The sequence below is a fragment of the Chelativorans sp. Marseille-P2723 genome (assembly GCF_902809845.1).
Lineage (GTDB): Bacteria > Pseudomonadota > Alphaproteobacteria > Rhizobiales > Rhizobiaceae > Chelativorans.
On the sequence record NZ_CADDWI010000013.1, the window covers coordinates 183,683 to 196,287 of the forward strand.

13 protein-coding genes are annotated in these 12,605 nt (G+C 60.0%); 6 read left to right on the forward strand and 7 right to left on the reverse strand.

The annotated features are described in order from the left end of the window. Positions 1-273: 273 nt before the first annotated feature. Entirely contained in the window at positions 274-1,509 is a 1,236-nt protein-coding gene (locus tag HUS57_RS12225; protein ID WP_348640572.1) for an ROK family transcriptional regulator, read from the forward strand. A 27-nt stretch (positions 1,510-1,536) separates the two neighbouring features. Here the strand turns inward: HUS57_RS12225 and phoB are convergent, their stop codons facing one another. The 6 genes from phoB to HUS57_RS12255 form a co-directional block, all read right to left on the reverse strand. Beyond that, entirely contained in the window at positions 1,537-2,226 is a 690-nt protein-coding gene (gene phoB, locus HUS57_RS12230; protein WP_173934139.1) for a phosphate regulon transcriptional regulator PhoB, read from the reverse strand. A 7-nt stretch (positions 2,227-2,233) separates the two neighbouring features. After that, a complete protein-coding gene (phoU, locus tag HUS57_RS12235) occupies positions 2,234-2,941 on the reverse strand; it encodes a phosphate signaling complex protein PhoU (protein ID WP_173934141.1) in 708 nt (235 codons plus the stop codon). 25 nt (positions 2,942-2,966) lie between these two features. Continuing rightward, positions 2,967-3,812, reverse strand: a complete 846-nt coding sequence (pstB, locus tag HUS57_RS12240) for a phosphate ABC transporter ATP-binding protein PstB (protein WP_173935180.1) — start codon at positions 3,810-3,812, stop codon at positions 2,967-2,969. Between the two features lie 26 nt (positions 3,813-3,838). Then, complete coding sequence (gene pstA / locus HUS57_RS12245) at positions 3,839-5,209, reverse strand: phosphate ABC transporter permease PstA (RefSeq protein ID WP_173934143.1); 1,371 nt, start codon at positions 5,207-5,209, stop codon at positions 3,839-3,841. A 2-nt stretch (positions 5,210-5,211) separates the two neighbouring features. Next, complete coding sequence (gene pstC, locus HUS57_RS12250; protein ID WP_173934145.1) at positions 5,212-6,582, reverse strand: phosphate ABC transporter permease subunit PstC; 1,371 nt, start codon at positions 6,580-6,582, stop codon at positions 5,212-5,214. 140 nt (positions 6,583-6,722) lie between these two features. Next, on the reverse strand, positions 6,723-7,766 hold the full coding sequence (locus tag HUS57_RS12255; RefSeq protein ID WP_173934147.1) for a substrate-binding domain-containing protein: 1,044 nt from the start codon (positions 7,764-7,766) through the stop codon (positions 6,723-6,725). A gap of 305 nt (positions 7,767-8,071) precedes the next feature. Here HUS57_RS12255 and HUS57_RS12260 point away from each other — a divergent pair, with 305 nt between their 5' ends. The 5 genes from HUS57_RS12260 (at position 8,072) to ppa (ending at position 11,736) form a co-directional block, all read left to right on the forward strand. Continuing rightward, entirely contained in the window at positions 8,072-8,932 is an 861-nt protein-coding gene (locus tag HUS57_RS12260; RefSeq protein ID WP_173934149.1) for an outer membrane protein, read from the forward strand. A gap of 180 nt (positions 8,933-9,112) precedes the next feature. Further along, the gene (locus tag HUS57_RS12265; protein WP_173934151.1) at positions 9,113-9,958 is read left to right on the forward strand and encodes an outer membrane protein; all 846 of its coding nucleotides are present in this window, start codon (positions 9,113-9,115) and stop codon (positions 9,956-9,958) included. A 69-nt stretch (positions 9,959-10,027) separates the two neighbouring features. Then, on the forward strand, positions 10,028-10,531 hold the full coding sequence (locus HUS57_RS12270) for an MgtC/SapB family protein (protein WP_173934153.1): 504 nt from the start codon (positions 10,028-10,030) through the stop codon (positions 10,529-10,531). Positions 10,532-10,587: 56 nt separating this feature from the next. After that, on the forward strand, positions 10,588-11,094 hold the full coding sequence (locus tag HUS57_RS12275; protein WP_173934155.1) for a GNAT family N-acetyltransferase: 507 nt from the start codon (positions 10,588-10,590) through the stop codon (positions 11,092-11,094). A gap of 105 nt (positions 11,095-11,199) precedes the next feature. Next, on the forward strand, positions 11,200-11,736 hold the full coding sequence (gene ppa / locus HUS57_RS12280) for an inorganic diphosphatase (RefSeq protein ID WP_173934157.1): 537 nt from the start codon (positions 11,200-11,202) through the stop codon (positions 11,734-11,736). 532 nt (positions 11,737-12,268) lie between these two features. Here ppa and HUS57_RS12285 read toward each other — a convergent pair. Continuing rightward, positions 12,269-12,601, reverse strand: a complete 333-nt coding sequence (locus HUS57_RS12285) for a DUF167 family protein (RefSeq protein WP_173934159.1) — start codon at positions 12,599-12,601, stop codon at positions 12,269-12,271. Between the last annotated feature and the right edge of the window lie 4 nt (positions 12,602-12,605).

Consider the following 12,605-nt stretch of genomic DNA (forward strand, 5'->3'; position numbering starts at 1 on the left):
CTCCACATGGCACCGGCCAAGACCGGCAATGACGCCCCTGAAACCTTCCCGCCCTCCTCAAAGATCCGGGACCGTAGTCACGCCTTAGCGGACGTTGCAAGCTTTTTTTCGAGACCCGAAAAAAAGAATGACGCAGCTTTCGGCGCGTGTCAATATGGCGCTTTCAGGAAGGGTTCTGTGCCGCAGCGTACTTGAACTTCGGCCTGACGTGACTTGCCAGAGTTGCTGGCGGTTATTCGCCTGATCCGGCAAAGAAATCGAGGAGAGGGAAGATTGACAGCGGCGGGAATTCGCCATGAGGAGATGCGCAGCCGCAACCGGGCGCTGGTAATCGGCGCGGTGCGGCGTTCCGGCCAACCTTCTCGCACTGAGATTGCCCGGCTTACCGGTCTTAGCCACTCGACGATCTCGGCGATTGCGGCAGATCTGATAGAGGAAGGGGTGATGCAAGAGGCAGCGCCGCAAGGGGCCGCTGCTCCGGTGCGCCGTGGCCGCCCGCAGGTGGCCATCGGGCTCAATCCCGCGGCAGCGTCGGCCATGTGCCTCTACCTGTCCTTCAACAATATGTCCGCCGTACTGGTGGATTATTGCGGGCGGGTGATCGCCAGCAAGACTCGAAAGCTGCAAACGCTGTCCATCGGCAGGGACGAGTTGGTTGCTGCAACCATCGAAATTGCGGGAGAGCTTGCCGCCCAGCATGGCGCCTTCATGCGCGTCGTCCTCGCCGTACAGGGGATTACCAACGCCGAAGGCACTGAGCTCCTGTGGTCTCCAATCGTATCACATGCCCATGTACCTTTCGGACCGCTTCTAGAGGAGGCGTTCGGCGTTCCTGCAACGGTGCAGAACGATTGCAACATGATTGCGGTCGCACTGCGTTGGCACAATCCCAAGCTTTACCGGGACAATTTTGTCGCCATCCTCCTGTCCCGGGGCATCGGCATGGGGCTGGTGCTGGACGGAAAGCTGTTTACCGGTACGCGCTCGTCGGGGGGCGAATTCGGACATATGGTTCACCGGCCGGGCGGTGCGCTCTGCCGTTGCGGCAACCGTGGCTGCATCGAAGCCTATGCCGGCAGCTACGCCATCTGGCGGAGGGCACATGGGAGGGACGCAGCGGAAAAGCCGGTTGATGACATCGAGGCCGAGGAGATGCATCAACTGGCGGAGCTTGCGCGCCGGCAGGAAGGGCCCGCACGGCAAGCCTTCCGTGAGGCAGGCGAAGCATTGGGCTTCGGCCTTGGAAATCTTTTCACGCTCATCGACCCTGCGCCTGTTGCGATCATCGGCCAGGGCACGGCGGCTTTCGACATTCTGGAGCCTCAGATACGCCGCGCGCTCGCACAGACTGCGGGTGGGCAGCATGCCGGGACTATCAGTTTCGAAACCCAGCCGATTGCCCGACCCTTCATCCAGCACGGCAGCGCTATGACTGCGCTGACCGCTCTCGACAAAGACCTTTGCACCCGGCTTCAGTCCGAAAGAATGGAGAAGGAGCAGGTGGCTTGACGCCGCGCGTCACGGGAAATGCAAAGATCAGCTTTCCCGGATGGCATAGCCTGCGCCCCTGATGGTGCGGATGACATCGGGCAACCGGCCCTGGTTCACGGCCTTCCTGAGGCGTCCCACATGAACGTCCACCGTGCGTTCGTCGATATAGATCGTCTCGCCCCAGACATTGTCGAGAAGCTGGCTGCGTGAAAAGACGCGGCCGGGATGCTGCATCATGAATTCAAGCAGACGGAACTCGGTCGGCCCGAGCCGGACCTCCTGCTTGGAGCGAAAGACGCGGTGCGACTCCCGGTCAAGCACGATATCGCCCACTTTCAGCACAGTGGAAAGCACCTCGGGCTTAGCCCGGCGCAGCAACGCACGCACACGGGCGATGAACTCCGGTGTTGAGAAGGGTTTGACCAGATAATCGTCTGCGCCGGTGGAGAGTCCTCGCACCCGATCCGTCTCCTCCCCCCGCGCGGTCAACATGATAATAGGCAACCTCTCCGTTTCAGGGCGCATCCGAAGTCGCCGGCAAAGCTCAATCCCGGAGACAGCGGGCACCATCCAGTCCAGCACGAGCAGGTCGGGTATGCTCTCCTGCAGGCGAAGATCGGCCTCGTCGCCGCGGGAGATCACCTCCACCTGGTACCCTTCCGCCTCCAGATTATAGCGCAGGAGCACACAGAGCGGCTCGTCATCCTCCACCACCATGATTTTCGGCGCGATCATCCTAGCCTCACTGTGAATCGATGGACATTTGCGTCTCGTCCAGTTTTGGCCGCTGAACGGGAAGCTGATCGCCGGTCAGCACATAATATGCATTCTCGGCAATGTTCGTCACATGGTCACCGATCCGTTCCAGATTCTTCGCGCAAAAGAGAAGGTGCGTACAGGCAGTGATCTGGCGCGGATCCTCCATCATATAGGTAAGAAGTTCACGGAAGACCGAGGTGTAGTGGACGTCGATCCTCTCGTCTTCGTTACGCAAGCTGATAAGCGCATCGGGCTCGCGGTCCACATAATGGCTGACTACTGACTGGACCTGTGTGAGCACCATCCCGGCCATGGTGTCGATCGAATGGGCAAGGTTGCCCAATGACGTGCTGGTGCCGATTGCGCCGACGCGCTTGGCAATATTCTTGGCGAGATCGCCGATCCGCTCCAGATCGGCCGCCATGCGGATCGCGCCCACCACCGCCCGCAGGTCCTGCGCCATGGGCTGGCGCTTGGCGATCAAGGTGATGGCGCCTTCGTCGAGCTCCCGCTGCCGGGCATCCATGATCGCATCATCCGAGATGACATGCTGGGCAAGGGCTTTGTCTGCCTCAAGCAGCGCTTGCGTGGCTGCCTTGGTCATCGCTGCGGCAAGGTCGGCCATATCTCGTATGAGACGATCAAGATTCTTCAATTCCTGGTCAAAGGAAGCGACGATGTGTGCAGCCATTTCCGTTCCTTTCCAATGTGCCTGTTCAGCCAAAGCGCCCTGTGATGTAGTCTTGGGTGCGCTTGTCCTCTGGGTTGGTGAATATCTTTTCCGTAGGCCCCTCCTCCACCAGATTGCCCAGGTGGAACATCGCGGTTCGCTGCGAGACGCGGGCAGCCTGCTGCATCGAATGCGTAACGATCACGATCGTATAATTCTTCCGCAATTCATCGATGAGCTCCTCCACCTTCGCAGTAGCGATCGGATCCAGCGCTGAGCACGGCTCATCCATCAGGATCACTTCCGGGGAGACCGCAATGGCCCGGGCGATGCAGAGCCGTTGCTGCTGGCCCCCGGAAAGGCCGGTACCCGGCTCTTGCAGGCGATCCTTGACCTCGTTCCAGAGGCCCGCCTTCTGAAGGCTCATCTCGACAATGCTTTCCAGATCGCGCCTGGAGGCGGCAAGGCCGTGAATGCGCGGTCCATAGGCGACATTCTCGAAAATCGATTTCGGGAACGGGTTGGGCTTCTGGAAAACCATGCCCACCCGTGCACGCAGTTCAACGACATCGATGGAGCCGTCGTGGATGTCGGCGCCATCGAGCTCGACACGTCCGGTGACTCGGCTGCCTTCTATGGTATCGTTCATGCGGTTGAAGCAACGCAAGAAGGTGGACTTGCCGCAGCCTGAAGGGCCGATGAAGGCAGTGACAGCCCTTTCCGGAATGTCAATTGAAACGTCGAAAAGCGCCTGCTTCTTTCCATAAAATACACTTACCTCACGCGCCTTCATGCGGACCGGCCTCGGGGTGCGATCCGGTGTGCGCACCGTTGAGGATTTCATCGAGTAAAGATCGCTTTGCTCGACGATCTTTTCGGCTGACATGTGCATCTGGGAAGCCTCAGGGTTATCGTTGTTCATCCGCGCCGCTCCAGCCTTGCCCGCAGAAAGATCGCCAGAGCGTTCAGTGCGATCATGAGACCCAGCAGGACCATGATTGCAGCGGAGGTGCGCGCCTCGAAAAAGTTGCGGTTTTCGTTGCCTTGCCAAAGATAGATCTGGACCGGCAGCGCCGTCGACTGGTCGAGGGGCGTTGCAGGCACGGCGGCGACAAAGGCGTTCATACCGATAAGCAGTAGCGGGGCCGTCTCGCCGAGGGCCTGCGCTACGCCGATGATGGTGGCCGTCAGAATGCCCGGATAGGTGACTGGCAGCACGTGGTGGAACACGGTTTGCATCCTGGAAGCGCCAAGCCCGAGGGCTGCCTGCCGCAGCGAAGGTGGAACGGCGCGAAGGGACGAGCGCGTGGCGATGATGATGGTCGGCAGTGTCATCAGCGTCAGCACCAGCCCACCTACAATGGGAGCTGACAGTGGCAGGCGGAAATAGTTGATGAACACCGCCGCGCCCAGAAGCCCGAATACGATTGAAGGCACTGCCGCCAGATTGTTGATGTTGACCTCGATAAGATCCGTGAAGCGGTTCTTGGGCGCAAACTCTTCCAGATAGATCGCGCTGCCGACGCCGAGGGGAACCGCGAGCACGAGTACCACCAGCATCATATAGAGCGAACCCACGAACGCTCCGGCCAGGCCCGCGCTTGCCGGAGCAGAGCGCGAGTCCACATTGGTGAAGATGTGCCAGGCGAAAGCCTGGCGGATCAGGCCGGTCTCCTCAAGATGGTCGGCAAGCGCGCGGGCAGGTGCGGAAAGCTGCTGCTGGGCATCCGGCAGGCTGCGGTCGATATTGCCCTTCAGCCAGTTGTCCGCATTCGCGGAAGCCAGCAAATCCAATTTGATCGTCTTTCCAAGCAGGTCAGGATCCCCGACGAAGCGGTCGCGCAGGACAAAGCGTTCGCTCGTCTCGACAATCGAAAGGCCTTGACGCGCATCGAATTCCATATCCGGGGCGGCTCTGCGTAGCGCAGCCTCGATGATCCGGTTCCAATTCACTAGCGTGACCTGACGCTGCCAATCGAGCATCTCTCTCCGGAAGTCGGCGGTTGACTGCCCCGCCGCTTGCACCGGTTTCGGTTCCACATCGATGATCTCGGGATCAAAGAAGACTTCCAGCCGGAGGGTAGCCTGCGTGAAGGCGGGAACGCCCTTGACCAGGATCATACCGAACAGGATGACGACAGCACTGAGAGCAGCACAGATTGCGGCAATTCCGTAGGCCCGGAAGCGGCGCTCGCGCGCATGGCGGCGGGCAAGGCCGGCGCGGATCGTCCGAAGCGTTCCGCCAGACGTGCTGGAAGCGGCCGGCGGCTGAATGGAAGTTTCGGCCATGTCTATTCGTACTGCTCCCGATAACGGCGGACGATGAAAAGCGCCACTACGTTGAGGATGAGCGTCATAAGGAAAAGCGTCAGCCCGAGCGCAAAGGCGACCAGCGATTGCGGCGAGGCGAAATCAGTATCGCCGGTAAGCTGATTCACGATGGTGACGGTGACGGTAGAGACGGGCTCACCTGGATTTAGCCGGAGATAAGGACTGTTGCCGGCGGCGAGCACAACGATCATCGTCTCGCCGATGGCCCGGCTGACGGCGAGCAGAAAGGCGCCGACGATGCCTGGCAGTGCCGCGGGTAGCACCACGCGCGTGATCGTTTCCGACAGCGTCGCGCCCAGGCCCAGAGACCCATCGCGCATGGCGCGGGGCACCTGGCGAATGATGTCGTCCGACAGGGAGGAGATGAAGGGGATGATCATGATCCCCATCACGATACCAGCCGTAAGCGCGCTGGTGGCGCGTATCTCAAGGCCGAGCAAATCGCCAAGCGCGGCAAGAAACGGCCCCACGCTTACAAGCGCAAAGAAGCCGTAGACTATGGTAGGGATGCCGGCAAGCACCTCGATGACTGGCTTCACCGCATCACGGATCTTCGGTCTTGCGTATTGAGTGAGATAGACCGCTGTCATCAGTCCGACTGGAAGCGATACAAGCATTGCGATGGCCGCCACCATCAATGTGCCCCAGAGCAGCGGCAGAAGGCCGTACTCGCCGGTGCCTGCACCGACGCTGGAGAAACGCGGATTCCAGACCGTGCCGAAGAAGAAGTCGGCGGGACTGACATAGCTGAAGAAACGCAGCGCTTCTGCCATTAGCGAAGCAACGATGCCGACCGTGGTAAGAACCGCCACGACGGAGCAGCCAATCAGAAGAAGGCGGATGAACCTCTCCACCTCATTGCGGGCGCGCAACCGCGCCGAGATACGCTTGCGGGCGGTATAAAGAGCCAGTGCACCTGTTCCCGCAGCGGCGGCGATCACTAATGCAAAGGCAAGGAGATGGAATTGGCGCAGTGCCTGGCCTGCGGACACCTCATGGGGCACAGGCTCGCCGACAACCCCGAAACCGGAAGCGATCTGACGCACTCTCGCAATGGCCTGAGACAGTTCCGGGCCGCTGAGATTTGCCACCTCCGGCGGCAGTTGCGAGATGATGAAAGCGCGCGAAGCTGCGTCACCGAAAAGCGCCCATAACCCCAGGATGAGGAGGGCCGGAACAGCAGCCCAGATGGCGACCAGGGAACCATGATAATTTGGCCGGGAATGGAGCCGTTCACCAGCAGGAACGAGTTGCCGGCTGCGCGACCAGCCAACCTGATAGGCAAAGCCGATCAGTACAAGAATAAGGCAGGTGACGATAGCGATGTTCACGGTTTCACGCCCCCGAGGCGCTGTTCTGCCGGTCCGGCCTTGATGTCTGCTGAACGTTCAACAAAAAATGTTCCTGCAATACGGGGAAAGGAGGAGCCCCGGCCTGGCCGGCGCTCCTCCACATTCAACTCGACCCGCGGTCAGCCCTTGACGTCTGCCGCGGTCAGCGCCTTGCGCTCCCTGAAATTGGTGAGAACCTCTTCGGAGTCCTCAGCCGGCTGCGGGATGAGACCGGCGGTCTCGAGCGCGCCGCCGGCACCTGCCATCTGGTCGGACATGAAGAACTCTACATATTCCTCGATTCCGGGAACAGACCCGATGTGCTCGCCCTTCACATAGAAGAAGAGGGGGCGGGAAACCGGGTACTCACCGGAAGCAATCGTCTCCAGGGATGGAGAGATGCCAGAAACTGTGGCAACCTTCAGCGTATCGCGATTCTGGTCGTAGAAGCTGAGGCCGAATACGCCTACAGTATCCGGATTGCTCTGCAGGCGGGCGAGGGTTTCGGTGTAATCACCAGCGATTTCCACCACCACATCCTGACGGAGAGCGAGGCAGGCTTCCTCTCTGGCTTCTTCTTCCATCTCCGGTAGTCCAGCAGCTTCGCAGCCGGGATTGATCACCCGTTCCTCGAACACCTCACGCGTGCCATGGTTCGAAGCCGGAATAGCAAGAGAAATCGGCTGATCCGGAAGCGAAGGATCGATTTCGCTCCAGCTCGTGTAGGGATTGTCCACCATCTCACCATCGACCGGAACCTGAGCGGCAATCGCCTTGAAGACGTGCACCGGCTCAAGCGCGAAGTCACCCTTATCGGCGCTCGTGGCGAAGACGATGCCGTCATAGCCGATCTGAATTTCCAGGATCTGGCTTACGCCAGCCGCGTTGCACGCTTCGATCTCACCTGTACGAATGCGGCGCGATGCATTTGCGATGTCGACAGTGTTCTCGCCCACACCCTGGCAGAACTGGCGCAACCCGCCACTGGAGCCGCCGGAGCCGACCACCGGCGCCTTGAACTCCGGGAACGCCTGGCCGAATTCTTCGGCAACGATGCTGGCAAAGGGAAGAACGGTAGACGAACCGGCGATCTGGATTGTATCGCGCGATTGCGCCGCAGCGGAGCCAAGCGAGGCGGCAACTGCGATAGCCGCTGTGGTTGCTGCAATGGAAAAGGAATTCATTCCTGCCTACTCCTGTTCGGAATTCAAGTTGACGCCTGGTTCTTCGGGCGACGGGAGTGGCAATAACGGGTGCATGTAACAGTTCGATGACAGTTCCACGTCAAAAGAATAACGATCACGGATGGCATCCAGGACCAAGCGGATGGCTGCAGTATGCAAAGGCGTGCTTCGCTCGCCCCCGCTTTCCTGCTGGCGTAATCCCAAGCTTCGCAAATGCACGCGAGAGTTAAACCGGACTTAACTTTTCATCTTCATTTTTCGGCATTCATCGTACCGGGCGCCACTTGGCGGAATTGGGGGACACAATGTTAAGCAGAACGAGACTGTTTCTCGTAGCGAGCGCTCTCGGGTTTGCGGCAAGCGCCCATGCGGCTGACATCTATGACCCGCCGCCGATTGTCATGCCACCCGCACCGCCGCAATATGTGGAAGCTCCCGCCGTTTCCGGCGGTGGCTGGTATCTGCGCGGCGACATCAACTACCACTGGTCTAACATTCGCGGCATCGAATACATCACATACGGCACCCCGCCAGGCACGAACGACTTCGATACGGCGGATCTGAAAGGCGCGTTGTCGCTGGGAGGGGGCATCGGCTACCAGATCAGCAGGCATCTGCGAACCGACCTGACGGCGGACTACTGGTTCAAGTCCGACTTCCGCGGTTCGACATCCGGTTTCTGCTTCGGCCCCCCCATGGCGCCCTGCACCTCAGTGGACAGATCGTCCTACAAGGCGCTGCTCTTGATGGCCAATGCCTATATCGATCTTGGCACCTACCGGGGCATCACGCCATATGTGGGCGCGGGCATCGGCGGAGCATGGGTGCGCTGGAACGATCTGCTGAACACAAATGATGATGGCGAGTTCGTGCATGAGGGCGGAAAGGGCTGGCGCTTTGCGTGGTCGCTCATGGCAGGCGCCTCGTACTGCCTGACCGAAAATCTGCAGCTTGATGCAGGTTACCGCTTCAGCCGGATCGAGGGCGGGCGGATGTTCGGCTTCAGCGCTAACGCAGGCCCCGGATATGATGACGGCTTCAACGTGCACGAGGCCCGCGCCGGGCTGCGCTATACATTCGGCGGACCGAGCCTCCACTGCGCTGTTACCGAGCCTCAGATCGTCGCCTATGAGCCGCCTCCGTACGATCCTCCGGTCTATAAATAAAGTATCCTGAAAGCGTTTGCGTTTGGCTGCTCCGCATCGGCGGGGCAGCTTTTTGTGCAGTTTCCTAAAATTGTAGTCCGAGCGAAAGCTTTCGTTATCCTTAACCGTGAGTTAACCATCATGGTTAACAATCCATCCCATGTCATACGGCGCGCACCGCCGTGCGGGTGGAGTACGATTATGCAGAAGCTTTCCAGCTGGATGGCAGCCACAGCCGTTGCGGTGGTGGCCGGAGCCGTTCCTGTCAGCGCAGCCGATTACGATCCACCTTTGGTAATTGAGCAGACGCCGCATTACGTTCCAGTAGAAGTCGGTTCCGGCTGGTATCTGCGTGGCGACATCGGCTATCATATCGGCACGAGGCCGAATGCGGCTCCGACGTTCCGCACATTCGATGGCCTCACCTATGAAGATACCGCTTTCAATACAGCGCGGCTAAGTGACGAACTCACCTTCGGCTTTGGTGTAGGCTATTCCTTCACGGACCTGCTGCGCGCGGATCTAACACTGGACAGGTTCACATCCTCCTTCTCGGGCTCCACATCCACGGCAGCGCCCTGTCCAAGCGGTCCTGCAGGCACCGCCTGCCGCTCCGAGGACGAAACAGACGTCACCGGCTATTCGGCCATGCTCAACGGCTATGTGGATCTGGGTACCTTCGTAGGCTTCACGCCTTATGTAGGCGCGGGAGCGGGCTTCACCTATCTGCGTTGGGACGATCTTTCGAGCAACTATTACTGCGTCGATGCTGGAGTCCCCTGCGGCGGCGTTGGCTTTACCGACAACATAGGACGCGCGGGCGAATCCGACTGGCGCTTCACCTATGCTTTGATGGCAGGCGTTACCTACGATATTTCGGCCAATTTAAAGGCTGACCTCGGTTACCGCTACAAACGCGTGCGGGGCGGGGACATGTTTGCATGGGACGAAGCAAGCGCTGGAGCAGGGGCGACCGGCGTGCAGGGGCGCGACGACGGCCTGTCCACCCACGAAGTCCGGCTTGGCTTACGTCTCGAATTGTGGTGATGCCACCATCTTGCCCACCCTGACGCGCGCCTATCGGAACCGCAAGGCTTCGGTGGCGTTCAAAGGCGCATGGAAACTCTCCTCGAAGAGCTGACCCCTTCGACATCCCTCCCCTTGCAGGTAATCGCCGTCAGGCTCGTCCTTTCAATCGTGCTCGGCGGAGTGCTCGGGTTTGAGCGGGAGCTTGCCGACCGGCCCGCAGGTCTCAGGACGCACATGCTCGTCTGCCTTGCTTCGGCCACTTTCGCCATCGTATCGGTGGAGATCATCTCCATGCCCGTCTTCAACGACCAGCATGTGCGGGCGGATCCGCTGCGCCTTGTCGAAGCCATCACGGCGGGCGTCGCCTTTCTCGCCGCCGGTTTCATCATTTTCAAGCGTGGGCAGATACGCGGCCTTACTACCGGTGCCGGCATGTGGCTTGCGGCGGCTATTGGCCTGGCTGCCGGCCTTGGCCTGTGGGTCATTGCCGGGTTGACCTGCCTACTCGGCACCATCGTCCTGGCCTTCATCCGCCGGCTGGAGGCCAGTTTCAACCCCAGAAAGGCCGCCGATCCACCACCCCGGCGGTGAACCAGCCCGCACACGCCCTTGCCAGCGGTTGGCCATCACGAGTATGGTTGTTTACCATGACGACACTGTCAATCGACATCAGAAGGGCAACAAGGCGCGACGCGGAGGCAATCGCCGCCGTGCACGATCGTGCCTGGCGCTTGACCTATGCCGGCATCATTCCGCATCGTGTGCTCACCCGGATGATAGGTCGGCGCGGCCCACAATGGTGGGCAAATGCCATAGGTCGCTCCGCAACGGTGCTGGTGCTGGAAATTGGCGGCGAAATCGCCGGCTACGCCACGCTTGGCCGCAACCGAGCCCGTGAGCTCAGGCAGGCAGGCGAGATCTACGAACTCTATCTCAGCCCGGAATATCAGGGAATCGGTCTTGGCCGCCGGTTGTTCGAGAGTGCGCGTGAGATGCTTTCGGCCCACGGCTTCGAGGGCGTCGTTGTCTGGGCACTGGAAGAGAACAACGCCGCCATTTCCTTCTACGAGGGCATCGGCGGGCGCGATGCGGCCGAAGGGGTGGAAGTATTCGACAACAAGGCCCTGCGCAAGATCGCGTTCGTCTGGGACTGAAAGCCGCACCTTTGCAAAACGCGCTGGCGGACGATCCGCATTGCACTGACCAGCCGAAGCGGCTAGGCAGCCGCAAACTGTTTCAGAGCTCACTTGGATTTCAGAATGCGTATCGAAGCTATCTCCATCGGCAGCAATCCGCCCGAGGATGTGAACGTCATTGTCGAAGTGCCCGTCGGCGGGCAGCCGATCAAGTATGAGATGGACAAAAGCGCCGGCACGCTCGTCGTGGACCGGTTCCTCTACACCCCTATGACCTATCCGGGAAATTACGGTTTTGTGCCGCATACACTTTCCGAGGACGGCGACCCTATCGATGTTCTCGTCTGCAACACCCGCCAGCTTATTCCCGGATGCGTCATCAATGTGCGTCCCATCGGCGTGCTCATCATGGAGGACAATGCCGGGCAGGACGAGAAGATCATCGCGGTGCCTTCGCCGCACCTGACGCGGCGCTATGAGAAAGTGCACAACTTCACGGACCTGCCGGAGATCACGCTCCAGCAGATCCAGCATTTTTTTGAGCACTACAAGGATCTGGAGCCTGGGAAGTGGGTGAAGATCGGCGATTGGATGGATGCGGCCGCCGCAAGGCGCCTGATTTCCGAAGCAATCGCCCGGGCGAAGCAACGGGCAAGCTGAGGGGGCTCCTAAAGCGCTACTGGCTCCATGCGCTTGGCGGCGCTTCTAGAGCACTTCCTGCGTTTATAAATCGATTGTGATGTGATGTCCGCATCGCGCGTTGCGGCTTGCCAGCATGACCGCGCCCTTTACCTTGACGGGGCAAATGCACGGCACCGTGTTCCTGGTCTATGCCGAGCAGGTGCTGGTCCCGACCCTGACGCAGGGGCGACATCGTCGCCATGAACAACCTTCCGGCCTAAAAAGCCGCAGGCATGCGCGAGACGACCAAGGCGGCAAACGTGCGGCCTGCTTCACCGGTCGATCCACGGTCCCGATCTCAATTCCATCGAGAAGCCTTGCCAGGTTCAAACCTGTTGCGCGCAAAGGCTTAAAAGAACCATCTCTGCACTATGGGGACGCGGTCACCAGATCCTTAACCTCTTCACTCCACCGAATGCGCAAACTACTTCAACACAGCCGGATGTGCCCACATTAGACCGGATGTAGTCTAGCCCGATTTTTCAGTGGATTGCGCGTCAGTGCCCGCGCTCTACGGCCTTTCCCAAGACGCCAGCTTTTCGAGTAAGGATAAAGATGCTGCTGCATCGCCCGTGACAGCAATCGTCTTCAGGCGCGAAGTGCTACCGGCGACGACCGTTACGTCGCGCTGCGCTACGCCGAGCGCTTTGGCCATCAGCTTCTCCAGCGCCTGGTTTGCCTTGCCCGATTCGGGCACGGCGCGTACGCGAATTTTCAGGTGCCGCTGCTCGTCAGCCCCCTCGCTGACGCCCTCTATGGCGTCCTTCGAAGCACGGGGCGTGAGACGGACGAAGATTTCCAGCCCGTTCTTTGTACGACGATACCAGGGAGAGGGCGCTGACATCGAT